The following is a 25,613-nucleotide window of genomic DNA, read 5'->3' as shown; positions in this document are numbered from 1 at the left end:
TCGTTCCGGTAACGGCCGTTCCGGTTGCCGTGCATTGACAACGATCCGGCGTACGGAATGCATCGGCGCAATAACGGCCCGATTCGGTTGTCAGCCTTTCAGGTGGCCGTACCGCCAATTCGGAATGCGCTCCCGCGAGGCACTCGGGCGGTTGTCAGCCGTTCGGGCATTCCCGTGCGCCGATGTAACACCGGACCGGCGGCGGGGTCGACTGGCGTAACACTTCGTGACTCTTCGCGTTCACACCGTCCACCTAGGGTTCTCGGCGGTCCGGTTCGCACGACGTGCCGGGCCGTCCACCGGCCCTCACCCGGGGCCCCGACGGAAGGACCACCCATGCCCTTCGCCCGACGTACCGCCGCTCTGGCCCTGGCCGCCGCGCTCGGCGGCCTCGCCGCGCCGGCCTCTCCCGCGCAGGCCGCACCGCGCCCCGGCCCGGAGACCCCCTCGGTGCTGCTGCTCACCGTCGACGACGGCGCCGGCCTGCGCGCCACGGTGCTGACCTGCGGGCCCACCGGTGGCCTGCACCCCGATCCGATCACCGCCTGCCGGCTCGTCGCCCGCGTCGACGGCGACCTGGACGCGCTCGACGTGGACGGTGCGCCGTGCACCTCGCAGTACGACCCGGTCGTCGCGCGTGCCGTGGGCATCTGGCAGGACCGCCCGGTCTCCTACACCCGGACGTTCGGCAACGCCTGCCTGATGCAGCGCACCACCGCCTCCCTCTTCACCTTCTGACCCCGCCTCACCTTGTCGCGTTGATCATGAGGTTGGCGGCGGTTCCGGTCCGTTTTGTCGCCGTCAACTTCATGATCGACGGGGTGGGTCGGGAGGTGGGTGGGGTGGGTGCGGAGAATGGGGGCGGGGTGTTCGGAGGGGAGACTGTGCGGGTGGACGGACCGGTGGCGGGCGGGGGCGGCGGGCGGGAGTTGCGGGCGGACTGCTCGCGCTGCGCCGGGGTGTGCTGCGTCGCTCCCGCGTTCACCGCGTCGGCCGACTTCGCCATCGACAAGCCCGCCGGGCGGCCCTGCCCGAACCTGGGCGCCGACTTCCGCTGCGGCATCCACACCGAGCTGCGGCAACGCGGCTTCCCCGGCTGCACCGTGTTCGACTGCTTCGGCGCCGGTCAGCACCTCACCCAGCACACGTATGCCGGCCGCGACTGGCGTGCCGACCCGGCCACCGCCGCGCGGATGTTCGACAGCTTCGCGGTGCTGCGGCCGCTGCACGAGCTGCTGTGGTACCTGACCGAGGCGGTACGCCTGACCCCGCCCGGCCCGCTGCGCGACGAGCTGACCGCCGCGCTCGACGAGACCGGCCGGCTCACCGACGGCACCCCCGACGACCTGCTCGCCCTCGACGTCGACGCGCACCGGGACCGGGCCAACCGGCTGCTGTCCCGCGCCGCCGAACAGGCCCGCGCCGGGCGGGCCGGCCCGGACCGCCGGGGCGCGATGCTGATCGGGACGGACCTGCGCCGTACCCCGCTGACCGGGGCGAACCTGCGCGGCGCCTGCCTGATCGGGGCCGACCTGCGGGGCGTACGCCTCGGCGCCGCCGACCTGACCGGCGCGGACCTGCGCGGGGCCGACCTGCGCGGCGCGGACCTGGGCGGGTGCCTGTTCACGCACCAGTCGCAGCTCGACGCCGCACGCGGCGACCACCGCACGGTGCTGCCGCCCGGACTACGCCGCCCATCCCACTGGTCCCTGACGCTGACTCCGACTCGCCCCCAGCCGCGCCGGCGCCGCCCCCGACCCCGCTGACGCCACCCCGCCCGCACTCGCGCCCGCGCTCGCGCTCGCACAGCGGTGATCAAGGAGTTTGTGTCCGGTTCGGGGCCGGATCGGGACACGAACTCCTTGATCACCGCGAGACGGGCCGGGGCCGCGTTTGGTGGGGGTGGGGTGGGGTAGGCGGCGCGGACGACTGTTGACCGACAGGAGGGCCACCGGTGGGGTATCGGGCACGCGACGGTGAGGAGCCGGTCGACCCGGCGCACGCCGAGGACGAGGCCGGGCAGGTGCCGCTGGTGCAGACGGCCGCGGACACCGACGTGCCGGCCCCCGCTCCCGGTGCGCCGAAACCGGACGAGGTGACCGAGGACGACGGATCCGGCATGGCGGGCGGCGCCTCCGGCAGCAGCTCGGGCGGCTCCTCGATGCCGACCCACCCGGACGCGGCCCGCGGACGGGACGCCGCCCGCTGAACGTTTGCCGTCACCCGCTGCGGGCAGGAGTGCGACATGACCAGTGAAGAGTCCTTCGGCCGCGCGACCGGCGACGAACCCGACGGCGCGACCGCGTACGAGGCGTCCCTGCGCCCGCCGGGCGAATCCCTGCACACCACCGACGACACCGGTGACGACTTCGCCGACCTGCCCGCCGAGGACCGGCGCTCGGCACGAGAGGTCAGCCGCGCCGGTTACGACGTCGATGCGGTCTCCGGCACCGGCGACCCGTCCGAGGAGCCGGAGGAGATCGAGGAGGGCCGGCCGCTGCGCTGAGCCGTACGCGGGGCGGCCGCCGCGCCGCTCCGCGCCTCGGTCATGCCCCGGTTCGCCAGCGCGTCGGCGCGCTCGTTCTCCGGGTGCCCGTTGTGGCCCTTCACCCACAGCCACGTCACGTCGTGCCTGGCGCAGGCCGCCTCCAGCGCCTGCCACAGGTCGGCGTTCTTCACCGGCTGCTTCGCCGCGGTCAGCCAGCCGTTGCGCTTCCACGCGTTCAGCCAGCCGGTGATGCCGTTGCGCACGTACGTGCTGTCGGTGTGCAGCCGTACCGTCACCGGTCGGGTGAGGCTCTCCAGCGCCCGGATCGCGGCGGTCAGCTCCATCCGGTTGTTGGTGGTCGGGGTGGCCTCGCCGCCGCACAGCTCCCGCTCGTGCCCGCCCCAGCGCAGCACCGCACCCCACCCGCCGGGCCCGGGATTGCCGCTGCACGCGCCGTCGGTCCAGATCTCCACGACCCGGCCGGTCTCCGCCTCCGCCATGCCCGGCAACCTACCGGGTACGCGAGCACGCGGGACCACCCGACCCGCCGCGCCCGGCTAGCGTGCCGGTGTGACCACTCCCCCGGACTTCGCCACGCTCTGCAACTTCCGTGACCTCGGTGGCTGGCGGACCGGCGACGGCCGCACCGTCGCCCGGGGCCGCCTCTACCGCTCCGACTCGCTGGCCAAGCTCGCCGGTGAGGATCTGGAACGGTTCGCGGCGCTCGGCGTCCGCACCGTGATCGACCTGCGGTACCCGTGGGAGATCGCCGACCGCGGCCGGGCCCCGGAGAGCCTCGGCGTCACCTGGCACAACCTGAGCATCGAACACCGGCCGTACGTGCAGGCCGACATCGACCCCGACGTGGACCCGTGGCGCTACCTGGCCGACCGGTACGCCGAGGTGGCCGAGGACGGCGTGGCCGAGCTGCGCCAGGCGATCGAGGTGATCGCGGACGGCGAGCACCCGCTGGTGTTCCACTGCGCGTCCGGCAAGGACCGCACCGGACTGCTCGCCGCGCTGGTGCTGTCCCTGCTCGGCGTCGACGAGGACCAGATCGCAGCGGACTTCGCGCTCACCGAGCAGGCCACCGACCGCCTGGTCGCCGAGTGGCGGGACCGCAACGGCGGCGCCACGCCGGGCTGGCCCGCGTACGGGCGGGCGCCGGCCGAGATCATCCGGCTGGTGCTGGCCGAGCTGCGGGCCGCCCACGGTTCGGTGCACGGGTACGTGACCGGCCGGCTCGGCGTCGGCCAGGAGACGATCGACGCGCTACGCGCCCGGCTGCTGACCGGCGACTCCATCCCGCTGCCCACCCAGGGCACCACCGGCAGTACGCCGACGCCGGCCGGCCGGTAGAGCACCGCCGGCCGCCGTCGCCGTCCCCCGAAATGCGGACGACGTCGATGCCATGGTCTGGCACGCTGCGGGATCGTGGACACGCGGTGGGACGGCCTGCGGGCCGAGGTACGGGCGACGATCGGCGAGCTGGTCTCCTCCGGGCGGGAGGCCGGTGTGCAGGTGGCCGCCTACCTGGACGGGGTCGCGATCGTCACCGAACAGGCCGGGCTCGCCGACACCACCACCGGCCGGCCGATGACGGCCGACACGCCCGTGCACGCGGTCTCCACCGGCAAGGGCCTCACCGCCACAGTGGTGCACGTGCTGGCCGAGCGGGGGCGGCTCGACTACGACCTGCCGCTGGCGCGGGTGTGGCCGGAGTTCGCCCGGCACGGCAAGGACGGCATCACGCTGCGGCACGTGCTCACCCACACCGCCGGTCTGCCCGCGCTGCCGGCCGACGTCACGCCGGAGGACTTCACCGACTGGACGCGCATGTGCGAGCTGCTCGCCGACGCGCGGCCGCTGTGGGCACCGGGCGAGCGGCTCGCGTACCACGCCTGGACGTGGGGCTGGCTGCTCGGCGAGGTGATCAGGCGGGTCACCGGCGCCCCGGTGTCGCGGGTGCTCGCCGAGGAGGTGGCCGGGCCGCTCGGCGTGGACCGGGAACTGTTCCTCGGCGTACCGGAGGCGGACCTGCCCCGCCTGGCCCGGCTGGAGGACGCCGGCCTGTCCGCGCTGATGACCTGGGCCGGGGTCAACCTGCCGCACTTCGACGCGGTCGCGCCACCCGGCGTACGGCCGGACACCGTCATCGGCTCCCGCCCCGACGTGCTGCGCGCCGACGTGCCGTCGGTCGGCACGATGAGCGCCCGCGCGGTGGCCCGGATGTACGCGGCGCTGCTCGGTCCGGTCGACGGGGTACGGCTGATCTCCGCCGAGCGGATGCGGGAGGTGTCCGCCCCGGCGGTACGCGCCCAGGAGTGGGTGTTCGGGCAGGAGAGCACGTTCGGGCTCGGGTACGCGGTCGACGACGACGGATCGTTCGGCACCGCCGGTAGCGGCGGCAGCCTCGCGTTCGCGTACCCGGAACTGGGGTTGACGGTGGCGGCGGTGCGCAACCGGCTCGGCGCGGGCGACGGCGACCCGATGGAGCAACTGCGGACGCTGGTGCGCGACCGCGTCGCCGCGGCGACCGGCCACCGAGGCTAGCGCCGCAGGCGGGCCCGCAGCCGGCCGGCCGCGTCGCCGAGCACCGCGCCGGTCATCGGCAGCAGCGGGCTGGACCGCATCACCGCCAGATCCTCGGCCGGGCTGGTCACGCCGTCGAGGAACCGCAGCACCCGTTCCGGCGGGTTGCGGTCGAACAGCCGCTCGAAGAACTCCACGCCGCCGACGTGTCCCCGGTCCAGCGCGCGCAGCGCCACCGCGTCCATCCACAGGTGCCGGCCCGGGTACGCGGGCGCCGGCACCGGCGGGCGGCCGGCGGCGAGCGCCCCGGCCACCTGGTCGGCCTGGCGCAGCATCGCCGAGAACGTGAACCCGGTGGACGGGCGCGTCGCCCCACCGGCGGTGCCCAGCCGCACCACGCGCGGGCTCGGGCGGGACTCGAACGGCCCGTCGGTCATCGGGATCACGCCGTCCTCGACCTCCCGCACCCGCAGCGCGGTCAGGTCCAGGCCGAGCAGGTCCGCGTACCCGCGCAGCGCCGCGTCGTAGCCCGCGTCGTCGAGCAGGGCCGGCCCGAACTCGGTGTACTCGACGAGCGCGAACCGGTCGTCGACCGGCAGCACGTACCCGAAGGACACCCCGCGCGCCGGCTGCGGAGTGCGGAAGTCCATCAGCACCGCCCGCTCCGGGTCGAACGTCGGCCGGTCGGCGGCCAGCCACCAGCCCCGGAAGTGCTGCAACCAGCTGGTCCGCCCCGGCCGCTTCGGCCGCCGGGGCCGCGAGTCCAGCACCCACCCGGCCCGCACCAGGTCCCGCCCGTCCGGGTCGCGGACCGTGACCCGCTCACCGTCGTCGTGCAGCTCCCCCGCCGGGACGCTGATCCGGACCACGTCCAGCCGCCGCTCGGCCTCGGCAGCCCGGTCGTAGACCGGGGCGGAGCGGAGCATGGCGTACCGCAGGGGGTCGAGCGACAGGACACGGCGGCCGGCCGGCGTGACCACGTCGACCTGCGACCAGCTCGCGCTCAGCATCGGGTCGAGGTCGTCGCCGGGCAGGCCCCAGAACGCCCAGGTGCGGTCCTGGCCGCGTTTGTGCACCGGGTCGACCACCGCGACCCGCAGCCCGGTCACGTCGTGGCGGTCCAGCGCGGCCAGGACCAGGGACGCGGCGCCGCCGCCGCCGACCAGCGCGAGGTCGACGTCGACCGGGAAGGATGCGTGCATCCGGCCACGCTGCCACACCGGCGGAGGCGGCCACCGGCCGACCCGCGCTCAGGCCACCGGCGCGGGCTTCTGCGGGGCCGGCTCGGCGTAGGCGGCGGCCACCGTCGCCCGGTCGAAGACCCGCCACGTCGCGGCGATCACCGCGACCGCCACCACGAAACCCACCCAGTACGGCGCGGTGATGCCGAACCGGGCCGCCACCACACCGCCGAGCAGCGCGCCGACGCAGTTGCCGCCCGCCGCGACGAACAACGTGGTGCTGCCGACCCGGCCCATCAACGCGGGCGGGGTGAGCCGCTGCCGCAGCGAGTTCGCCACGATGTTCCACAGCGCGCTGTGCGCCCCGAACGCGAACAGCGCGAACCCGACCACGGCCGCGCTGCGGGACGCGGCGAGCGCCAGGTGCAGTCCCGCCTCGACCAGCAGCCCGGTCCGCACCGTCCAGGTGGGTGTGATGGCGGCGATCAGCCGGTCCCCCACCAGCGAGCCGAGCACCCCGCCGACCGCCATGCAGGTGAACAACGCGCCGTAGCCGACCGAGCCGAGACCGAGCCGCTCGGTGGCGAGCAGAACCAGCACCGCCACGGCCGCGGTGAGCGTGACGTTCAGCAGGCCGATCAGCACCGTCATGGTGCGCAGCAGCCGCTGCCCCCACAGCCAGCGGAATCCCTCCGCGACCTCCGCCCGCACCGAGCGCCGCTCCTCCGGCGCCGGCCCGCCCCGGTACGTCCCGGCGAGCAGTCCGACCAGCACGGCGCTCAGCGCGTACGTGCCGGCGTTGAGCGCGAACGGCAGCGACGCCGCCAGCACGAACAGGAACCCGCCGAGCGGACCGGCGATCATGTTCTGCATCACCTGGGTGCCGCCGCCCAGCCACCCGTTTGCGCGTTCCAGCAGGGAGCGCGGCACCACCGCCGGCAGCACCGCCTGCGCGGCGGTCCGGAACACCACCTCGCCGGTATTCACCACGAACAGCACCGCGTAGAGCAGCGCGATCCCGGCCCGGTCGGCCAGCATCGCCGCCGCCAGCACGGCCAGCGCGCCGACGCGTACCCAGTCGATGAGCACCATCAGCCGCCGCCGGTCCACCCGGTCCGCCAGCACGCCACCGGGCAGCGCGAACAGCAGCCACGGCAGCCACGACACCGCCGCCCCGGCCGACACCACCAGCGGATCGTCGGTGATCGACGCCACGTACAGCGGCGCGGCCACCGTCGCCGTCCCGCTACCCAGCGCGGACAGCGTGCTCGCCGTCCACAGTCGGGCGAAGCGCCCGCCGAGCCGTTCCCCCGTCACGGCGAGGCAACCTACCAGCGGCGACGCGCGCCGCCGACCGGTTTATCCGGGGCGGCGGGTGTTGAGGCGGGCCGCCTGCCGGTTCAGGTGGTCGCGTTCGGCCAGGCTGGACGCGCGGCGGGCCGCCTCCGCGTACAGCCGGGCCGCCCGGTCCGGGTCGCCGTCGCGTTCGTGCAGATACGCGGCCACCGCCGTGTACCGGGGCAGCGAGTCGTCGAGCGCCGCGAGCGCCGCCAGCCCGGCGCGCGGGCCGTCCGCCTCGCCGACCGCCACCGCCCGGTTGAGCCGGGCGATCGGGCTGCCGGTCAGGCGCACGAGTTCGTCGTACCACTCGACGATCTGCACCCAGTCGGTCTCGGCCGCCGTACGCGCGTCGGCGTGCAGCGCCGCGACGGCGGCCTGGGCCTGGAACTCGCCCAGCCGGTCGCGGGACAGGGCGGTCTGGAGGATGCTCACGCCCTCGGCGATCAGCGTGGTGTCCCACCGGCCGCGGTCCTGCTCAGCCAGCGGCACCAGGCTGCCGTCCGGCGCGGTCCGCCCGGCCCGGCGGGCGTGGTGCAGCAGCATGAGCGCGAGCAGCCCGGCCACCTCGGGGTGGTCGATCGCGGCGGCGAGCTGCCGGGTGAGCCGGATCGCCTCGGCGGCCAGGTCCACGTCGCCGGAGTAGCCCTCGTTGAACACCAGGTACAGCACGCGCAGCACGGTGGCGACGTCACCGGGCTGATCGAACCGCACCCCGGACACGGTGCGCTTGGCCCGGCTGATCCGCTGCGCCATGGTGGCCTCCGGCACCAGGTACGCCTGCGCGATCTGCCGGGTGGTGAGCCCGCCGACGGCGCGCAGCGTCAACGCGACGGCCGACGACGGGCTCAGCGACGGATGCGCGCAGAGGAAGTAGAGCCGCAGCGTGTCGTCGACCGCCGGCACCGGGCCGGGCGGCGGTTCCTCGTCCACGAGGTCCTCGCGCCGGCGCCGGGCGGCGTCGGCGCGCACCACGTCCAGGAACCGCCGCCAGGCCACGGTCACCAGCCAGCCCCGCGGATCGCGGGGCGGGTCGGCCGGCCAGACGCGCAGCGCCTCGATGAGCGCGTCCTGCACGGCGTCCTCGGCCGCCGCGAAGTCGGCTCCGCGGCGGACGAGGACACCGAGCACGCCCGGGATGAGGCTGCGGAGCGCGACCTCGTCCATCGGACGGATCACTCGGTGATGGTCGGCGGCGCGGTCAGGAACGGGCGCAGCTCCAGCCACTCGTGGATCGGCTTGCCGCCCTGCCCCGGCGCGGCCGACAGCTCGGCGGCCAGTTCGAGCGCGCGCTCGTAGCTGTCCACGTCGATCACCATCCAGCCGGCGATGAGGTCCTTCGTCTCGGCGAACGGGCCGTCGGTCACCGGCGGGCGTCCCTCGCCGTCGTAGCGGACGAACGTGCCCTCCGGGGCGAGCGCCTGGCCGTCGACGTACTCGCCGCTCTCCTGCAGCTTCGCCGCGAACTCCTGCATGTAGTGCACGTGCGCGGAGATCTCCTCCGGCGTCCACTTGTCGATCATCGGCATGTCGGACACCGGGGTCGGGCCGCCGCGGTAGTGCTTCAGGAGCAGGTACTTCATGAGTGTCTCCTCGTGGAGGGTGCGACCCATTCTGGCCGCGTTCACTCCGGGGACGAAGCCGGCGTTGCGTTCTCGACATCGGTGGCGGAGGAATTTCGGCGTCACATCGCGTAAGCCATCCTAGGAGGCTAGTTCTGATGGTCCGGGCCGCCTGCCCCCGTCGCGGCGGTCCGGACCCGTCAGCGGATCGCCCGGCCGTCAGCGGGCGGCGGTCCGGCGCAGGCCGGTGATCAGCACCGCGCCTGCGACCAGGTGCAACGCCACCAGCGTCAGCGTCGCCGCACTCCCCACTCCCCCGCCCAGCGGCCCGAGCAGGGACACCAGCAGCACGAGGCCCGCGACCACCGTCCAGACGGTGCGGGCACGGGCGGTGAGCCGTTCCAGCAGGGCCAGCAGCGCCCAGCCAGCCAGCCCGGCGAGCAGCGTGCTCACCACCACGGCCACCGGCGTCACCCGCTGGTCCGTAGAGCCGCTGCGCGCGATCAGCTCCACCCCCGCGACCGGTACCGCGACCACCCAGCCCAGCAGCGCGGCGGCGGTCGCCGCGAACACCGTGAGCAGGCGGTCCCGGCGGCGGTTCGGGCGGGCGGTGACTGTCGGGATCGTGGTCTCCATCGGTGACTCCTCCACATCGGGACGACTGCCGGAAACGCTAGGTCCGGCGGCCGCCGCGCGGATCGGGCTGCGGAGCGGTTCCCGGCTCCGTCGCCCGAACGACCACCGGCCCGGATCTCCGTCTGGCGACCGATGAGAAGCGGTGGACCGGCGGCCTAGCATCCGGACATGAGGTGCGCGTCCCGGTCCCGGTTCCTGCTGCTGCTCGACGGCGGCATCGCCACCGTGAGCATCGCCGTGTGCCTGCTCGCGCTGCTGGCCTCCGACGCCGGCCCGGACACGCCCGGCGCGACCGCCGTCGCGGTCGGCCTCGCTGTGGCGCAGGCGAGCTGTCTGCTGTGGATCCGGCGCCACCCGGGGTACGCCCTCACCGTCGCCGCGCTGGCAGGCGTCGGCCTGGAGGCGCTCTGCCCGCAGCTCGGCTGGCTCGGCCTGGTCGCGGTGCCGATGGCGTACGTGGCCCGGCTGCGCCCGCCCCGGTACTCGCTCGTCGCGCTCGGGCTGCTGCTGGCGCCCACGCCGTGGAAGCTGGTCACCGGCGGCTGGCGGGACCTGCTGCTGGCGGTGACCGCGCTGGCCCTGAGCTGGACGCTCGGCGAGCTGCAACGGGGCCAGGCGCAACGGCGCTGCGCGTGGGAACGGCAGGTGCTGGCGGCCGAGCGGGAACGCATCTCCCGAGAACTGCACGACGTGGTGGCGCACCACGTCGCGGTCATCGCCGTCCAGGCCGCCGCCGCCGAGGACGTGTTCGACGAGCACCCGGCGCAGGCCCGCGCCGCGCTCGCCGCGATCGACACGGCAGCCCGGTCGGCGCTGACCGAACTACGGTCCATGCTGCACGCGCTCGCCGTCGACGACGGGTCCGAGCAGGGCGGGCCACAGCCGGGGCTGGCGCAGCTCGACGCGCTCGCCGACGCGGTCCGGGCGGTCGGCCTTCCGGTGACGCTGCACCGGGAGGGCGACGGCGAGGCGCTACCCGGCGGGGTACAGCTGTCGGCGTACCGGATCGTGCAGGAGTCACTGACGAACGCGCTGCGCCACGGGCACGCCACCCGCGCCGACGTGGACGTCCACTATCGCGACGGCGTACTGCGGCTGGAGGTCGTGAACGACGGCCCGGCGCCCGCCCGCCGGCCCGGTACGCCCACCGGGCGCGGCATCGTCGGCATGCGGGAGCGGGCCCGGCTGCTCGGCGGCACGCTCGACGCCGGCCCGCTGCCGGCCGGCGGGTTCCGGGTCCACGCGCGACTGCCGGTCGGGGCGGGCCGGTGACCGTGCGGGTGGTGGTCGCCGACGACCAGGAGCTGATCCGCGCCGGGCTGCGTACCGTCCTCGACGCGCGGCCCGACCTGAGCGTCGTCGGGGAGGCGGCCGACGGTGTCGAGGCGGTCGCGGTGGCGACGCGGACCCGGCCGGACGTGGTGCTCATGGACGTGCGGATGCCCCGGCGCGACGGCATCGCCGCCACCCGGGACCTGGTGGCCGCCGGCAACCCGGCCCGGGTGGTCATGCTGACCACGTTCGACCTGGACGAACACGTCTACGCCGCGCTGCGCGCCGGGGCGAGTGCGTTCCTGCTCAAGGACACCCGTCCGGCCGACCTCGCCGAGGCGGTACGCGTGGTGGCCCGGGGCGAGGCCCTGCTCGCGCCCACAGTGACCCGGCGGCTGCTGGACCGGTACGCCGACCGGCTGCCCGCGCCCGCGCCCGCCGGCGACGTGCTCGCCGTGCTGACCGCCCGCGAGCGGGAGGTGCTGACGCTCACCGCGCGGGCACTGTCCAATGCGGAGATCGCCGCCCGGCTGCACCTGAGCACCGCCACCGTGAAGACCCACGTCTCGGCGATCCTCACCAAGCTGGGCCTGCGCGACCGCATCCAGGCGGTGGTGCTCGCGTACGACACCGGGCTGGTCCGGCCGGAGCCGCCGGTCCGGTAGTCGCGAACGGGACACCAGACCCCAGACACGGCGAACCGTACCGGTTCGCCGTCCGGGCTGGCCCGGCATGTCCGCCGTGTCGTGGCGGCAGGGAGCACACCGGACGGCAACGAAGATTTCTCAATTACCCCCAGTGACCGCCGCAACCCTCCTAGTGTTGGCCACACCGGTGCTCGTCACGGAGTTGGCCACCCGAACGACGTCCCACGCCTACAGCGGACGAAAAGTGAGGGAAGACGCGGATGAAGGCACAGTCATTTCTCGGATCGGCGGCGTTCGGCGTGGGCCTCGGCGCACTGCTGCTCCCGGCCGCCGCGCTGGCGGACACCAGAGTCTCACCCGCCACCACCCCGGTCGGCGGCACCGTCGTGCTGACCACGACGTGCAACCCGAACGCCGGTGACGCGATCTTCCGGGTCACCGGCCCGGACCGGGACCAGAACGTCCGGTCCACCACGGCCGCCGCGGGCGGTGGCCTGAGCGCCGAACTGTTCACCGCCGGGTTCACGCTCGGCACGTACACGGTCGCCACCACGTGCGGCGACGGCAGCGACGGCGGCAGCGCCACGTTCACCGTCACCCCGATCGGCGGCGCGCAGGCCGGTGGCGGCGGACGCGACGGCGACACCGGAGTGCTGATCGCCGGCGGCGTGCTGGCCGCCGGGGCGCTCGCCGGAGGCGCGTACGCGGTCATCCGCCGGCGCCGCGCGGACGCCGCCGCCTGACCGGCTCGCCGAGCGGTCCGCCCGCGCCGGATGCTCCGGCGCGGGCGCCGCGTCCCTGTCGGACGGAGGTGGGATGCTGGCCTCGTCGCCGCACGGCGGCCGGTCGCGACTGCGCACCGCCGCCGTGGTCACCGCCGTCACGGTCGCCGCCGCCGCGGGCGCCGGCCTGGTCTCGGCCGGGCTCGGCACCACGTCGGCGGCACCACCGCAGCCCGGCGTCTCCGCCGCGCCCGCCACCGAACGACCGGGTACGGCCGGCCCGGCACTCCCCCGGTCCACGCCGGTCCGGGTCACCATCCCCCGCATCGGCGTCGACGCCGAGATCGTCCCGGTCGCCACCGACGCGGACGGCGCGCTGGAGGTGCCGCCGCTGGAACGCCCGGAGGTCACCGGCTGGTACCACCCCGGTCCCGCACCCGGCCAGGCCGGCAACGCGGTGCTCGTCGGGCACGTCGACTCGCAGCACGGCCCGGCGGTCTTCTTCGACCTCGGGCGGCTGCGCAGCGGCGACAGCATTCGCGTGCTGCGCGCCGACGGCCGGACCGCGACGTTCACTGTGGACGGCGTCGGGGCGTACCCGAAGGAGCGCTTCCCCACCGCGCGGGTCTACGGCGGCGACGCGGCGGCGCGGCTGCGGTTGATCACGTGCGGCGGGCGGTTCGACCCGCGGACCGGCAGCTACCCGGACAACATCGTCGTCTTCGCCACCGCGACCCGGTGAGCCTGCGCTCAGTCCGCCAGGTCGGCCAGTTCCGCGCCGAGCAGGTCCGCCAGCAGCTCCACCCGGCCCGGGTCGTTGTCGGCGGTGATGTTCCGGCTGGGCATCTCGACAGTCATCAGCAGGTAGAGGTACAGCCGGTAGAGCCCGAGCCGCCGCCGCGCCCCGGCGTCGAGCGGGAACGGCGCCGCCGCCCGGTAGGCGCGTACCAGCGGGTCGTCCGGCTCGTCCTCGGCGCGGCGGAACAGCAGCGGCGACACGAGGTCCATCAGCGGGTCGCCCCACAGGTACCGCTCGCCGTCGACCAGGCCGGTGAGCCGGGGCGTGCCGTCCGGCCCGTCCACTGCCAGCACGTTCCCGGCCCAGCCGTCGAAGTGCAGCAGCGCTGGGCGGCGTACCGCGTCGAGCACTTCCGCGTGCCGCGCCACCAGCTCCCGGATCCGGGTCGCGGGCGCCGGCAGCGGCACCGCCCAGTCCGCGGCGTCGGCGAGCATGTCGTCCACCATGGCCGTGTAGGCGTCCCGCCACGTCGCCCCGGAGGCCCGGTCGCCGTCGTAGCCGTACCGCTCGCCGGTGACGCCGTGCAGCGCGGCGAGCGCGCGGCCGAACTCCGCGCGCAGCGGCCCGACGTCCGCGCCGGCCTGGGTCAGGTCCCAGAGGGTACGACCTGGTAGCCGCGCCATGAGCAGCCAGTCACCGAGGCCGGGGTCGGTGCCGTGGTGCAGCAGCGCGGGCGTGGGCACCCCCGGTGCGCGGTCGGCCACCAGGCGCAGGTAGTGCGCCTCCGCGCCGATCATGTCGCGCTCGTAGCGCAGCAGCGGCACGTGCGGCGCCGGACCGACCTTGAGCACCACCTCGCGGCCGTCGGTGAGGCGTACCCACCAGACGGCGGCGAAGCCGCCACCGGTCAGCGGCCCGCAGTCGGCCACCTCGGCGCCGGGTCCGAACGAGGCGGTGAGGTGGCGGCGGACCTGATCCGGGTCGAGGGCACGCTGAGTCGGGCTCACGCTCATGGTCCGGGGAGCGTAGCGCCTGCGGCTGCCTCGTGGGCGCAGCGATTGCGAAGACGTGCGGTACCGGCCGGTGGCACGACCGTGTCAGGCAAGCACCCCCCGCAGGGCCTCCAGTTCGACCTCGGTGGCGCCGGCAGCCTGGAGATAGGCGGAGACCGAGCCGTGGTGGCTGCGGATCCACACCATGGCATGAAGCAGGTGCGCTGCGGTCACCGGGCGGGTGCCGTGTCCGATCGCCGCGCCGGCCGGCGATCCGGTGAGGTCCAGAGCGGCGTTCGAGCGCAGGAAGTCCTGGGTGACCTCCGTATCGGAAGCATTCAGGAGAGTCTGGATGACGGCGACGACGACTCCGGTGCGGTCCTTGCCGGAGGCGCAGTGGACCAGGGCAGGTAGTGCACCAGGGGTGATGAGCTGCCGAATGATCGCGACGGTGGCACGACCCGCCTGCTCAGCCATGTACGGGTACAGCGCCACCTGGTCGTCCGGCCAGCTCTGCTCGGTGAACACCGGAAAGTGGCAGTGCTTGACGCCGAGACCCGCACACCGGTCCGGCCGGTCGGCCACCTCTCGGATGCTGCGGAGGTCGATGACCGTGCGTAGCCCGAGATCCTCCAGCTCCCGGGCACCCTCGGGCGTCAGGAGATGCAGGGCGCCAGAGCGATACAGGACCCCACGGCGCAACGACCCGACGCCGCCTGCGTCGCGGAGGTTCCGAACGCCGGAACCGCCGGTGGTGGCGTCGGCCGTGGCCCCACGAGTGATCATGGAGGCGACTATACGAGGTCGGTCAGCCGACGCTGGTGGCCTCAGCCGCCTCCCCGGCGACTGCCCCTCTCCACCGTCCTCGCCCTCGAACAGTGCGCCCTTTCATCCTGTCCCGTCCGGGATTCCCCGGCCTACCGGCGGCGAGGGCGGTCGTGGTGTGGGAGAGAATCGCCGGGTGGCGAGACGGAAGGCGCGCGAGGGCGCGGGTGAACGTCCGGCGGCCTGCCCGTGCGGCACCGGCCGGCCGTACGCGGACTGCTGCGCCCCGGTGCACCGGGGCGAGGCGACGGCGGTGACAGCGGAGGCGCTGATGCGGTCCCGGTTCAGTGCGTTCGCGCTCGGCGACGCGGCCTACCTGCGGCACAGCTGGCACTCCACCACCCGCCCCGAGCGGCTGGAGCTGGACCCGGGCACCCGCTGGACCCGGCTGGAGATCGTGGAGACCGGTCAGGGCGGCCTGTTCGACAGCGCCGGGACGGTGCGGTTCCGGGCGCACTACCGCGAGGGCGGGCAGGCGGGCGTCCTGGCCGAGCACAGCCGCTTCGCCCGCGAGGACGGCCGCTGGGTCTACCTGGACGCGCTGCCCGAGTGACGCCTCCCCCGGCGCCGACGCTGGCGGCCCGTGGCGGCGGGTGTTAACAAGGGGCCCTTCCTCTACCGGAGGCGTTAATAAGGGGCCCTTCCTTTCGCCTAGGCGGGGCGTGGGGCGGGCTGGGCCAGCTCGGCGATCTCCCGGGGCAGCTGGGACAGCGCGCGGTTGAACTGGGCCGGCCCGATCACCCGGTGCAGCGCCTGCAACACCGCCCGGGCGCCGCGCTCGGCGTCGGACGGTGTGGCGCCGGAGCGCTCGGCGACCCGGCGCAGGAATTCGTCGTACCCGAAGACCTCGGGGTCCTCGACGCGGGCGCGTGCCAGCAGCGGACGCAGCTCGTGCGCGACGTGCGCGGACAGGTCGTCGGCCTCGCCGCCGCTGATCCGTTCGGCGAGCGTGCGCAGTGTCGCCTCGGTCAGCGCGCGGGCCGTCTCCACCGGCACGCCGGCACGGGCGGAGACCCGCGCGTAGAACTCCGGTTCGGCCATCGTCTGTCCTCCCGTCGCAACGGCACCGTGGCTACCCGCCGCCGGTCCGGGCAAACACCGCCGCGCCGCGGGCCCCGGCGGTACGGCTCAGGCCAGGGCCCGCGCCGCCGAGACGATCGCGCCGACGCCGATGCCGGCCCGGTCGAGCTGCTGGGCGGGGGTGCCGGAGCCGGGCAGCCCGCGTACCGCCAGGTGGTTGACCCGGGCCGGTTCGCCCAGGTCGGCGAGCGCCTCCAGCACCGCGGAGCCCAGCCCGCCCTCCGGGTAGTGGTCCTCGACCACCACCAGCCGTCCGCCGGTCTCCACGACGGTCTCGGCCAGGCGCTGCCGGTCCACCGGTTTGATCGAGTACAGGTCGATCACCCGGGCGTCGATGCCCTCGCGGGTCAGTTCGTCGGCGGCGGCGAGGCAGAGGTGCACCGTGACGCCGGTGCCGAGCAGCGCCACGTCCCCGCCGTCGCGCAGCATCCGGCTGCCGCCGATCGGGAACGGCTCGGCGTCGTCGTAGAGCACCGGGTACGCGCCGCGCGTCGTCCGCAGGTAGCTGACGCCCGGCTGGTCGGGCATCTGGGCGACGAGGGCCGCGCAGGAGACCGCGTCGGCCGGGCACAGCACCGTGGAGCCGGGCACCGCCCGCAGCGCGGCGATGTCCTCCAGCCCCATCTGGGACGGGCCGTCCGGGCCGATCTCCACCCCGGCGTGCGAGCCGACGAGCGCGATGTCGGCCCGGGAGACGCCCGCCATCCGGATGAAGTCGTACGCCCGGGACCAGAACGCGGCGAACGTAGCCGCGAACGGCCGGTAGCCGCGCACCGCCAGGCCCACCGCCGCGGCGGCGAGCTGCTGCTCGGCGATGAACATCTGGAAGAACCGGTCCGGGTACGCGGTGGCAAAGCGCTCCGCCCGGGTGGAGTCGCTGACCTCGCCGTCGAGCGCGACCACGTCGGGCCGGGCCGCGCCGAGGGCGCGCAGCGCGTCGCCGTACGCGTCCCGGGTGGCGACCTTCGCGCCGCGCTCGTACGTCGGCAGTTCCGGTTGCCGGATCTCCGGCGCGGCGGCCCGGGGCGCGGGCGGTGGCTTCGGTCCGGCGACCCGGATGCGCCGGGGGCCGCCGAGCGCCCGCACGGCGCGCTCGGCCAGCTCCGGGTCGAACGGCTTGCCGTGCCAGGACGGGTTGTTCTCCACCTCGGGCACGCCCTTGCCCTTGACCGTGCGGGCCAGCACCACTGTCGGCCCGGTGGCGTCGCGTGCCTGCCCGTACGCCTCGTCGATCGCGCCCGGGTCGTGGCCGTCGACCACGATCGCCCGGCAGCCGAACGCCTCGACGCGCCGCCGGTAGGTGTCCAGGTCCCACTCCAGTTCGGTGGGGCCGCGCTGGCCGAACCGGTTGACGTCCACGATCGTGGTGAGGTTGCGCAGCCCGTAGTGGCCGGCCTTGTCCAGCGCCTCCCACACCGAGCCCTCGGCGGTCTCGCTGTCGCCGCAGAGCACCCAGACGTGGGCGGGCGACCGGTCCAGGTACTGGGCGGCGAGCGCCACCCCGACGCCGACCGGCAGGCCCTGCCCGAGCGAGCCGGTGGCGACGTCCACCCAGGGCAGCACCGGCGTGGGGTGGCCCTGCAGGCGCGACCCGGATCGCCGGTACGTCTCCAGCAGCTCCTGCTCGCTGATCGCGCCGGTGGCCCGGAACACCGCGTACAGCAGCGGGGAGGCGTGCCCCTTGGAGAAGATCAGGTGGTCGTTGCCGGGGTTGCCCGGGTAGGACCAGTCGTAGCGCAGGTGCCGGGCGACGAGCACGGCGAGCAGGTCGGCGGCGGAGAGGCTGGACGTGGGGTGCCCGGAGCCGGCCATCGTGCTGCACCTGATCGCGTCCACCCGCAGCTGGGCGGCCAGGTCCGCCAGCCCGGTCAGGTCCTCGTCGCGCAGTGTGCGCTCTGCTTCCAACGTCACCGCGATCGTCCCCCGGGGTCGCCGAATTTCCGGACCAACGCTAGGCCGCGAACGCGACCATTGGTCCCTTTTCTGGCGATTCATGCTCGACCGGTGAGCAGCCAGAGCGCCACCAGCAGGTACGGCAGCACCGCGACCGCGAAGGCAGCCGGGTTGCCCATCGCACCGGCGAGCAGCCCGTACCCGGCGTAGAAGGCGACGATGGTCAGGTCGGTGGCCATTCCGGCGAGCGAGGTGACGGTGGCCCGCGCCGACCCGGTGATCCGGGCCTGGAGCCGCACGTCGGCGAGCACCGTGGCCAGCTGGAACGCGGCGAACGCCGCAGCCAGCAGCACGAACCCCGCCGGGTGCCGCAGCAGCGCCCCGGCCGCCGTCGCCGCGGCCGCGAACACGAGCAGACCGGCGTACCCGCTGTGGGACAGCCGCTCGCCCAGCGGCGCGAGCAGCCCGCCCACAGTCATCCCGGCCCACACCAGCAGGAGCAGCAGCGGTACGCCGACCTCGGCCATGCCGGTGTCGGCGGCCAGCAGCCCGGTGTACTCGTCCAGCCCACCCCAGATCGCTGTGACCGCCGCGACCAGCAGCACGGCGGCGCGGACGCGGCGGTCGGCCCGCACCTCGCGCAGGCCCAGGCGCAGGCTGTCCAGCCAGCCGGGCTCGTCGTCACCCGCGCTCGGGACAGGCGCGGCCGGCGGCTGGCGGTGCTCCGGGAAGCGGGCCGCGACGGCAGCGGCCAGCAGGCACGTGACCACGCTCGCCGCGCCGACAGCGAGGTAGCCGCCGAGCGCGAACACCGGCCCGGCGAGCACCCCTGATCCGACCGCGCCGAGCACCTCGGCGGTGCGGGTCCGGCCGATCAGCCGGGCGTACCGGTCGGCCGCGCCGAGGCGTTCCAACTCGGTGAAGACGAGCGCCTCCAGCGCGCCGGAGCGCAGTGCGCCGCCGGCACCCCAGAGCAGGAAGCCCACGGCGAACGCCGGATACGACGGCAGCAGCACCCAGAGCGCGAACCCGGCGGCGGCCAGCAGCGGCGCGAGGCAGAGCAGCAGGCGGCGCGACACCGCGTCGGCCCACACGCCGGAGGGCACCTCCAGCACGATGCCGGCGGCCGCCCAGAGCACGAACAGCGAGGAGATCTGCCCGACCGACAACCCGGTGTCGGCGAACAGCAGCACGTAGAGCGGGTAGAGCAGGACGAGGTCGGTGAGGAACGCGTACCCGTAGAGCGTCGCCGCCAAGCGGCGGGTCGCTGGTACGCGGGCAGGAGCGACGAGCATGGAACCTTCCCACGGGACGTGACGGACACCGGTCGGAATGCACGGCGTCCGCGGCGGCCCGCGGCCTCGTCGCTCAGGAAGGCATCAACATCGCCAGGTCATGCCGGGATCCTATCCGCCGCGAGGCGCCCGGGTGGTCCCCCGGCGGGCACGAATTCGGGGCGGGACCGTGTGGTCCCGCCCCGGTTCGTCTCCGCTGTTCGGGTCAGCGGCGGAACTTCTCCACGTCGGCCTGCGGGATGACCATGGTGGCCTCGTTGTCCGCGGCCTGCTCGGCGGTCGGCTGGCGCGGCGTGGTCGGCTGGGTGCGCTCGGAGTCCGCGTACGCCGGAATGTGCTGCGTGGCCTCCGCGCCCGCCTGCGACGGCACCGGCTCGGTGGGGTCCTCACTTGCGGCGGCCGTGGTCGACGGGGTGGCCGGGTACGCCGGCACCGGCTGCGTGCGGTCCGCCTCGGCGTCGCGGCTCACCGGCTGGGTCAGCTCGGACTCCGCGTACGGGCCGGTGGCGGCGAGCCGGGCCTCGACGTCGCGCCGGCCGGCCTGGTATGCGCGGGCGTGCGTGGCGATGGTGCGCGACTCCTCCTCGGCCCGGGTCAGCCAGTTCTCCCAGCGGCTCTGCATCGGCCGGACCAGCCCGCCGCCGACGCCGACGACCAGGATGCCGCCCACGGTGGCGAGCACCGCGATCAGCACCGGGGTGGTGACCGTGGTGGCGACGCCGATCTGGTTGAGCGCGGCGATGACGCCGAGGCCCAGGATGAACACCGAGGCGAGGTTCGCCAGCACCCGGCCGTACGAGAGGCCACCGAGCGCGCTGGAGATGATGTCCTTCACCGCGCGGGCGATGGCCGCGGCGACCACCACGATGACGATGGCGACGAACGCCCGGGGCAGCCAGGCGATCACGCCGGCGATCAGGTCGGAGATGGGGTTCGGGCCCCAGATGCCGAACGCGAGCTGGAGCGTGACCAGCAGCACCCCGTAGTAGGCCAGCTTCGCGACGATGTCGCTGGCGTCGTACTTCGAGCGGGCCAGCGCGGTCTTGATCCCGCCGCGCTCGACGGCCCGGTCGAAGTGGACCCGCTCCAGCACCTTGTCCACGAGCTTCAGCACGGCCTTGGCGATCAGCCAGCCGACGACCAGGATCGCGACGAACGCGACCGCCTTGGGCAGGAACAGCATCACCGAACGGAACGCGTCGCCCACCGCGTCCCCGAAGTTGTCTCTCATCGAAGGGCCTCCACGTGCGTGGTCCAGGTTTGTTCGGGTGGGGCTACCCGGACGGGCGCGCGCGGAAACGCGGTCAGCCTCCGGGGCAGCGGTAGACGACGCGGGTGCTGGCCTGCGCCGTCGTCGGTTCGACGATGTTGACGGTGGCGATGCCGGTGGTCGTCCCGGCCCCGGTGAACGTCCACTTGAGGGTGAGCGCGGCGGTCTGCTGCCCGCTGCCGACCCGTTCGGTGAGCACGGCGCCGGGCGGCGCGTCGGAGCGGAACCACTGGTACCGGATCGTTCCGCCGCGCCCGTTGGTGCGCACGGTGGCCACCACGTCGACAGTCACGTCGCAGGCGACACCGGCCGGCCGGGGCACCGCGACGGTGACCCCCTCGACCTCCAGCGGGCGCAGCCGCTGCCACAGGTAGAGGCCGACAGTCAGCAGCAGCACCACGGTGAGCAGCGTGGACAGCACCGAGACGACGCGACGCCAGGCCGGACGCGGCCGGATCGGCGGCGCGGTGGGCCAGGGCGGCGCGGGCGGCGGCGTCGCCGGCACGCCCGGCCCGAAGCGCAGCTCACCGCCCGGGGCCGGCACGCCACTCACCGCCCGCGCGTGGCCGGTCCGATCCGGGTACGCCCCGGCGCCGGTCACCGCCGTCCCGGTGGTGTGACCCTGATGCGGTACGCCGGCGGGCTGCCAGGAGGCGGTGGGCTGCCACGATGCGGTCGGTTCCGCGCCGGGGCGCTGGGGCGGTTCCGCGCTCGGACGCGGGTAGACGGTGGCCTGTCCAGTCGCGTCCGCCGGTGCTGGGCGCATATGGACCGTCGCCTCGCCCGCCGGATCAACCGGAGCCGACCGCAGGCTCACTGTCCGCTCCCCCGCCCTGCTGTCCGGAGCCGCCACGAAGTGAACGGTCGCCTCACCTGTGTCGTCTGCCCGGCCTGGGCGGATGTGCACGGTCGGCTCGGCATCGGGCGGTGTCGCCGTGGCCGAGGCGGCGAGGTCTGCGGTGCGGTCGTCCCCGCCGGGGATCGCCGTCAGGTGGACTGTGGGTTCGGCGGTGGGTGGCTGGGCGGCCCCCGCCCCGGGGAGGTGGACGGTGGGCTCCGACCTGCCGGTCGCCGGCGGGGTGTCGACGGCGAGCCGGACGGTCGGCTCCGCGCTCTCGATGACCAGTGCCGTCGTCGGCTCCCCACCCTCGGCACCCGGCTCCGCCTGCATGACGGCGAGCGGCACCGTCGGGTCGGCGTCGGCTCGGGGCCGGGTGAGATGGACGGTGGGCTCGGCGGCGTCCGCGTCGCCGGTGAGCGGCAGGGCGCGGGTGGGCAGCGCCTCGGTGGGCTCGTCGGGGCGGGTCACGCCGACCGTCCCCGGGACGGGCTGCGGTGCGGGGCAGCGGGCACTGTCGTACTCCTAGCCGGGGGTGCAGTCGTGGTAGAGCGTCACGTACACAGGTGACGTCGAGGTGGTCGTGTTGCCGGCGGCGTCGGCGGCGGTGACCCGGATGGGGATGCGGGCGCTGCGCTTGGGCGTGGACAGCGGGCCGAGCGTGCCGGTGAACACGCCGCGCCCGGCGGCGGCCATCCGGATCGTGCCGGTGGCGCCGTCGACGGTGTAACCGAAGGTGACTGTGAGCGCGGCCGGGCCGCTGCGGTCGTCGGTGACGGTGGCGGTGACGGTGCTGCTCTTGGCGCCGTAGGGGCAGCCCTTCGGGTCCAGCTCGCCCGGGTCGGCGCTCACGCCGTCCACGACCGGCCCGGTCACGTCCGGTGGCGGCGGGCTGGTGGTGCGCGACGCGCTGGGGGTGGGTGTGCCTGTTCGGGTCGGCGTCCCCGTCGGATCGGGGGTGGCCGACGGCGCGGGAGGCGGCGGCGCGGCGGACACGGTGGACGGGCCGGGTGTCGGTGACGGGCTGGGCGTCTCGGCGCCGGTCGGGTCCGGTACGGGTGCGCCGGTGGTGGCGGGCGCGGCGCTCGCCGGGCCGGTCGGGCCCGCGGCGGACGTGTCGTCGTGGGCGGCGTAGCTGTAGCCTGCGCCGCCGGCCAGGACGGCGGCGGCCAGGGCACCGGCGGCGAGGACGGTACGGGTGCGGCCCTTACGGAACCGTCCGCCCCGGCCGGTGGTGGTCGTGCCGAGTTCGTTGTGCGCGACGGCGGTGGCGCCCTCGGCCCGGTCCGGGAACGGCCACAGCGCGGCCAGCAGCAATGCCCGCCGAGCCAGCTCGCGCAGCCCGCGTTCCTCCCATTCCGGGCCGTAGCCGGTGCCGGCGACCCGTTCCAGCAGCTCCAGGAACGCCTCGGCGGACGGCGGGCGCTCGTCGGGGCGTTTGGCCATGCCGTGGCGCAGCAGTTCGTGCACCGGCGGGGGTGCCGCCTCGGCGGGGATCGGCGCGCTGGCGTGCTGGTCGCGCAGGGAGAGCAGGTCCGGTCCCTGGTACGGGGGGCGGCCGGTGAGGCACTCGAAGAACGTGGCGGTGGCGGCGTAGACGTCGCACGCGGGGCCGGCCGGGGCGCCGGTCCACTGCTCGGGGGCCATGTAGCGGGGCGTGCCGGACACTGTGGTGTCGGAGCCCTGGCCGATCGGCATGGCGATGCCGAAGTCGGCGAGTTTGCTCAGCCCGGTGCCGGTGACCAGCACGTTCTCCGGTTTGTAGTCGCGGTGCACGACGCCGTGGGTGTGTGCGGCGGCCAGGCCGGCGAGTGATCCCTTGAGGACGCAGAGCGCGGCCTCGGGTGTGGTCGGGCCGTGTTCGCGCAGCATCTGGCGCAGTGAGACGCCGTCGACCAGTTCCATCACGATGGCGGCGCCGTGCGGGCTCTCCACGTACTCGTAGAGGCGGCTGACGTGCGGGTCGTCGATCTCGCCGAGGAGCCGGGCCTCGGTGCGGAACGCGGTCCGGAACGCCGAGTCCTCGCCCAGGTCGCGGATCAGGTACTTGATCGCGACGGGGGTGCCGGTCGCGTCGTGGGTGGCGAGCACGACGCTGCCCGACGCGCCGGCGCCTAGCCGGCGGACCGGGGTGTATCCGGACAGTTCCCAGCCGCTCATGCGACAGACTCCACGGCGTCCCACGGGCGGATGTCGGACGCCGCCTCGCTCGTCATTCTCACCGTGGCGCAGCCGACGGCCATCGCCGCAACGGCTGTTTCCGGACGCCGGTCGGCGCCCGGTTCCCCGCGCGGCGCTGCGCCGCGCGGCAGGTGGTCGGTATCGGACACACCGTCACGATTACCAGACCCCGGCAACAGCCGTCACCTCGTCGATCATGAAGTTGACAGGGACAAAGAGGACGGATCCCGCCGTCAACTTCATGATCGACGGAGAGGGGGCACGGCGGGAGCGGGCGGGAGAGGGGGCGCGGGTCAGAAGCGGCGGGGCGCGGGGATGCCTGCGGGCGGCGGGGTGCGGAGCAGCCAGAGGGGGTTGCTCGCGCCCACTATCTCGCCGTCGCGGTCGCGGACCTGGGTGCGGACGTACGTGCCGGCGCCGACGCGCACCGGCAGGTCGTACCAGCCCTGCCGCAACTGCCGCCACGGGACCTGCCCGACCCGGACCGCCGGTGTCGGGTCCGCGACACCGGCCCGGTCGACGTCGCCGGTGACCGTCTCCAGCGTGGCCCCGGCCGGCAGGTCGGTGGCGCGCAGCCGCACCGTGACGGTGTCCTCGGCGAGCACGGCGAGCGCGCCCATCGCGCTGCGGCCACCCAGTTCCAGGTCCAGCGCGCCCCGGTAGCCGGTCAGGTCGGCGAACCACGCCTGCCCGGCGCGCAGCGCCGCGACCAGGTCGTCCCGGCCGGTCGAGGCAGCCCACACGGATGTGACGTTGCGGTCCCGGCCAGCCCGCCAGTCGGTGCCGTCGTGGTCGTCGGTGACCCCGACGGCGGTGAGCGGGATCGCGTTGCGGGCCGCCACGTCGTACGCCCAGAGGTGGTCCTCGACCGGCCGGCGTCCGATCTCGATCAGGTCGACGCCGAGCGCGTCGCGGCTGACCAGCAGGCGGGCCAGTGATTCGCGGCGTTCGGTGTCCAGCGGGTGGTTCCAGCACACCACCCCGCCGTGCGCGTGCAGGAACTCCACCATCCGTTCGGTGGCGTCGACGTCGTTGTCCCGGTACGGCGGGGACGGGAAGCGCGGCAGTGTGCCGTCGCCGCCGAACCAGTTGAGGTGCCGCACCATCGACACCTCGTACGCCCGGTGGTGGGTGACGCCGGGGTACGCGCCGTCGTAGCCGCGCAGCACCTCGGCGCGCATCTCCTCGCCCGCCTGGCCGGCGCGGCGGGCGCGGTCGAAGACGAGCCGGTCCACCAGGTACGCGCCGCGCCCACCGCCGGCCGCAGTCACGCCGAGGCGCAGCCCGCGCAGCGAGTTGTCCCCGGCGACCAGGTCGGGCCAGAGCCGCCGCACGTCGGCGAGCAGATCGAACGTGTGCCGCCGCCAGGCGCCGGGCGGGGCGGGCAGCTCGACGGTGCCGTGCCGGCCGTCCACCGTGTGCCGGACCGTGTCCACGCCGCCGAGGCGGTAGCGCAGCACGAGCTGCCCGGCGGGCCGGCCGGGTCCGGCCGGGTGATGCGACAGCGCGAGCTCCACGGTGAGCGTGGCGTCCCGCCCCGCCGCTTCGGGGCGTACGTCGAGGTGCAGTGTGGTGTCGGAGATGTTGGCGGTGTGCGTCCAGTTCCACGCCTTGCCCGCGTACCAGAGGGTGCCGGAACCGGCGGCGGTGAGGCGCAGCGCGCGGCCCGGGCCGTCGGGGGCGTCCGGCGCGTCCACGAAGTCGGCGGCCGAGGCGGTCAGCCGTCCCTCGGTGGCGGGCTGCCAGGTCCAGGCGAGGCCGCCCTCACGTTCCTCCGGGCCGTCGAAGTGGACGACCCGGCGGTGGTCGTGGGCGGCCACCCGGAAGTCGTGGTCGGTCCACCACAGCACGTCGACGCCGTTGCGGCGGGCCTGGTCGAGGTGGGCAGCGTAGCTGGCCACGCCCTCGCTGAACGAGGCGTGCAGGTGCATCGCCATGCTGACCGGCCGCCGGCCGCGCGGCGGGGGCGGCGGCCCGTCGTTCGTGGCGGCCAGCCCGATCGGCACGCCGAGCCCGGCGACCGCCAGCCCGCCCGCGGCGACGAGCACGCTGCGCCGGTCCAGCCGCCCCCGACCCGCCATGCCACTCCCCCGTCCGCCCGGGCCAGCGTACGGGCGGAACC

The 25,613-nt window shown here is 74.9% G+C and carries 26 protein-coding genes; 11 read left to right on the top strand and 15 right to left on the bottom strand.

Annotation, left to right across the window (positions count from 1 at the left end; all coding sequences use genetic code 11):
- Nucleotides 1-336 precede the first annotated feature (336 nt).
- The 4 genes from BFV98_RS03835 to BFV98_RS03820 all read left to right on the top strand — a co-directional run bounded on the left by BFV98_RS03835 (nt 337) and on the right by BFV98_RS03820 (nt 2,506).
- On the top strand, nt 337-738 hold the full coding sequence (locus BFV98_RS03835) for an SSI family serine proteinase inhibitor (RefSeq protein ID WP_013286430.1): 402 nt from the start codon (nt 337-339) through the stop codon (nt 736-738).
- A gap of 26 nt (nt 739-764) precedes the next feature.
- Nucleotides 765-1,766, top strand: a complete 1,002-nt coding sequence (locus BFV98_RS03830; RefSeq protein ID WP_255368326.1) for a pentapeptide repeat-containing protein — start codon at nt 765-767, stop codon at nt 1,764-1,766.
- Nucleotides 1,767-1,954: 188 nt separating this feature from the next.
- Entirely contained in the window at nt 1,955-2,209 is a 255-nt protein-coding gene (locus tag BFV98_RS03825) for a hypothetical protein (RefSeq protein WP_013286432.1), read from the top strand.
- Between the two features lie 36 nt (nt 2,210-2,245).
- On the top strand, nt 2,246-2,506 hold the full coding sequence (locus tag BFV98_RS03820; RefSeq protein ID WP_071094942.1) for a hypothetical protein: 261 nt from the start codon (nt 2,246-2,248) through the stop codon (nt 2,504-2,506).
- Here BFV98_RS03820 and rnhA read toward each other — a convergent pair.
- A complete protein-coding gene (rnhA, locus tag BFV98_RS03815; RefSeq protein ID WP_013286434.1) occupies nt 2,425-2,988 on the bottom strand; it encodes a ribonuclease HI in 564 nt (187 codons plus the stop codon). The genes BFV98_RS03820 and rnhA overlap by 82 nt on opposite strands.
- Before the next feature lie 70 nt (nt 2,989-3,058).
- On the opposite strand from rnhA, the gene BFV98_RS03810 reads away from it, so the two are divergent.
- Together BFV98_RS03810 and BFV98_RS03805 are read left to right on the top strand one after the other, a co-directional pair.
- Nucleotides 3,059-3,847, top strand: coding sequence for a tyrosine-protein phosphatase (locus tag BFV98_RS03810; protein ID WP_030273164.1), 789 nt, complete (start codon nt 3,059-3,061; stop codon nt 3,845-3,847).
- A gap of 75 nt (nt 3,848-3,922) precedes the next feature.
- Nucleotides 3,923-5,041: a serine hydrolase gene (locus BFV98_RS03805; protein ID WP_176921672.1), complete on the top strand. Its 1,119-nt coding sequence runs from the start codon at nt 3,923-3,925 to the stop codon at nt 5,039-5,041.
- Here the strand turns inward: BFV98_RS03805 and BFV98_RS03800 are convergent.
- The 5 genes from BFV98_RS03800 to BFV98_RS03780 form a co-directional block, all read right to left on the bottom strand.
- Nucleotides 5,038-6,222, bottom strand: a complete 1,185-nt coding sequence (locus tag BFV98_RS03800; protein ID WP_176921671.1) for a lycopene cyclase family protein — start codon at nt 6,220-6,222, stop codon at nt 5,038-5,040. The two genes, BFV98_RS03805 and BFV98_RS03800, sit on opposite strands and share 4 nt — an antisense overlap.
- Before the next feature lie 48 nt (nt 6,223-6,270).
- Nucleotides 6,271-7,518 (bottom strand): MFS transporter, encoded by a 1,248-nt coding sequence (locus BFV98_RS03795; protein WP_013286438.1) that lies wholly within the window; start codon nt 7,516-7,518, stop codon nt 6,271-6,273.
- Between the two features lie 42 nt (nt 7,519-7,560).
- A complete protein-coding gene (locus tag BFV98_RS03790; protein ID WP_013286439.1) occupies nt 7,561-8,706 on the bottom strand; it encodes an RNA polymerase sigma factor in 1,146 nt (381 codons plus the stop codon).
- 8 nt (nt 8,707-8,714) lie between these two features.
- Nucleotides 8,715-9,152: a YciI family protein gene (locus BFV98_RS03785; RefSeq protein WP_047893363.1), complete on the bottom strand. Its 438-nt coding sequence runs from the start codon at nt 9,150-9,152 to the stop codon at nt 8,715-8,717.
- A 168-nt stretch (nt 9,153-9,320) separates the two neighbouring features.
- Nucleotides 9,321-9,737, bottom strand: a complete 417-nt coding sequence (locus BFV98_RS03780) for a DUF6069 family protein (protein ID WP_013476710.1) — start codon at nt 9,735-9,737, stop codon at nt 9,321-9,323.
- A 168-nt stretch (nt 9,738-9,905) separates the two neighbouring features.
- Here BFV98_RS03780 and BFV98_RS03775 point away from each other — a divergent pair, with 168 nt between their 5' ends.
- The 4 genes from BFV98_RS03775 (at nt 9,906) to BFV98_RS03760 (ending at nt 13,120) form a co-directional block, all read left to right on the top strand.
- Nucleotides 9,906-11,009 (top strand): sensor histidine kinase, encoded by a 1,104-nt coding sequence (locus tag BFV98_RS03775; RefSeq protein WP_071094937.1) that lies wholly within the window; start codon nt 9,906-9,908, stop codon nt 11,007-11,009.
- Complete coding sequence (locus BFV98_RS03770) at nt 11,006-11,674, top strand: response regulator transcription factor (protein WP_013286443.1); 669 nt, start codon at nt 11,006-11,008, stop codon at nt 11,672-11,674. The genes BFV98_RS03775 and BFV98_RS03770 overlap by 4 nt, the downstream gene beginning before the upstream one ends.
- Before the next feature lie 242 nt (nt 11,675-11,916).
- A complete protein-coding gene (locus BFV98_RS03765; RefSeq protein ID WP_013286444.1) occupies nt 11,917-12,399 on the top strand; it encodes a hypothetical protein in 483 nt (160 codons plus the stop codon).
- Between the two features lie 73 nt (nt 12,400-12,472).
- On the top strand, nt 12,473-13,120 hold the full coding sequence (locus BFV98_RS03760) for a class F sortase (protein WP_071094935.1): 648 nt from the start codon (nt 12,473-12,475) through the stop codon (nt 13,118-13,120).
- 8 nt (nt 13,121-13,128) lie between these two features.
- Here BFV98_RS03760 and BFV98_RS03755 read toward each other — a convergent pair whose 3' ends face one another.
- Together BFV98_RS03755 and BFV98_RS03750 are read right to left on the bottom strand one after the other, a co-directional pair.
- Nucleotides 13,129-14,130: a phosphotransferase family protein gene (locus BFV98_RS03755; protein ID WP_071094933.1), complete on the bottom strand. Its 1,002-nt coding sequence runs from the start codon at nt 14,128-14,130 to the stop codon at nt 13,129-13,131.
- 84 nt (nt 14,131-14,214) lie between these two features.
- Nucleotides 14,215-14,895, bottom strand: coding sequence for a tyrosine-protein phosphatase (locus BFV98_RS03750; protein WP_071094931.1), 681 nt, complete (start codon nt 14,893-14,895; stop codon nt 14,215-14,217).
- A 175-nt stretch (nt 14,896-15,070) separates the two neighbouring features.
- On the opposite strand from BFV98_RS03750, the gene BFV98_RS03745 reads away from it, so the two are divergent.
- Nucleotides 15,071-15,487 carry a YchJ family protein gene (locus BFV98_RS03745; RefSeq protein ID WP_071094929.1) on the top strand — a complete coding sequence of 139 codons (417 nt, stop codon included), beginning with the start codon at nt 15,071-15,073 and terminating at the stop codon, nt 15,485-15,487.
- A gap of 98 nt (nt 15,488-15,585) precedes the next feature.
- On the opposite strand, the gene BFV98_RS03740 is transcribed toward BFV98_RS03745, so the two are convergent.
- The 7 genes from BFV98_RS03740 to BFV98_RS03710 all read right to left on the bottom strand — a co-directional run bounded on the left by BFV98_RS03740 (nt 15,586) and on the right by BFV98_RS03710 (nt 25,572).
- Entirely contained in the window at nt 15,586-15,975 is a 390-nt protein-coding gene (locus tag BFV98_RS03740; protein WP_030273179.1) for a DUF2267 domain-containing protein, read from the bottom strand.
- An 87-nt stretch (nt 15,976-16,062) separates the two neighbouring features.
- On the bottom strand, nt 16,063-17,925 hold the full coding sequence (locus BFV98_RS03735; RefSeq protein ID WP_013476702.1) for a transketolase: 1,863 nt from the start codon (nt 17,923-17,925) through the stop codon (nt 16,063-16,065).
- An 80-nt stretch (nt 17,926-18,005) separates the two neighbouring features.
- Nucleotides 18,006-19,202: an MFS transporter gene (locus BFV98_RS03730; RefSeq protein ID WP_036311294.1), complete on the bottom strand. Its 1,197-nt coding sequence runs from the start codon at nt 19,200-19,202 to the stop codon at nt 18,006-18,008.
- A gap of 205 nt (nt 19,203-19,407) precedes the next feature.
- Entirely contained in the window at nt 19,408-20,433 is a 1,026-nt protein-coding gene (locus tag BFV98_RS03725) for a hypothetical protein (protein ID WP_030273185.1), read from the bottom strand.
- 73 nt (nt 20,434-20,506) lie between these two features.
- On the bottom strand, nt 20,507-21,781 hold the full coding sequence (locus BFV98_RS03720; protein WP_071094927.1) for a hypothetical protein: 1,275 nt from the start codon (nt 21,779-21,781) through the stop codon (nt 20,507-20,509).
- A gap of 54 nt (nt 21,782-21,835) precedes the next feature.
- Nucleotides 21,836-23,470 (bottom strand): serine/threonine-protein kinase, encoded by a 1,635-nt coding sequence (locus tag BFV98_RS03715; protein ID WP_071094926.1) that lies wholly within the window; start codon nt 23,468-23,470, stop codon nt 21,836-21,838.
- A gap of 314 nt (nt 23,471-23,784) precedes the next feature.
- A complete protein-coding gene (locus BFV98_RS03710) occupies nt 23,785-25,572 on the bottom strand; it encodes a hypothetical protein (RefSeq protein ID WP_013286455.1) in 1,788 nt (595 codons plus the stop codon).
- Between the last annotated feature and the right edge of the window lie 41 nt (nt 25,573-25,613).

The organism is Micromonospora sp. WMMB235, assembly GCF_001855515.1.
In the GTDB taxonomy this organism is placed as follows: Bacteria; Actinomycetota; Actinomycetes; order Mycobacteriales; family Micromonosporaceae; genus Micromonospora; species Micromonospora aurantiaca.
Note: the sequence above shows the minus strand (reverse complement) of the source record. Positions and strands in the feature narration are given on the sequence as shown.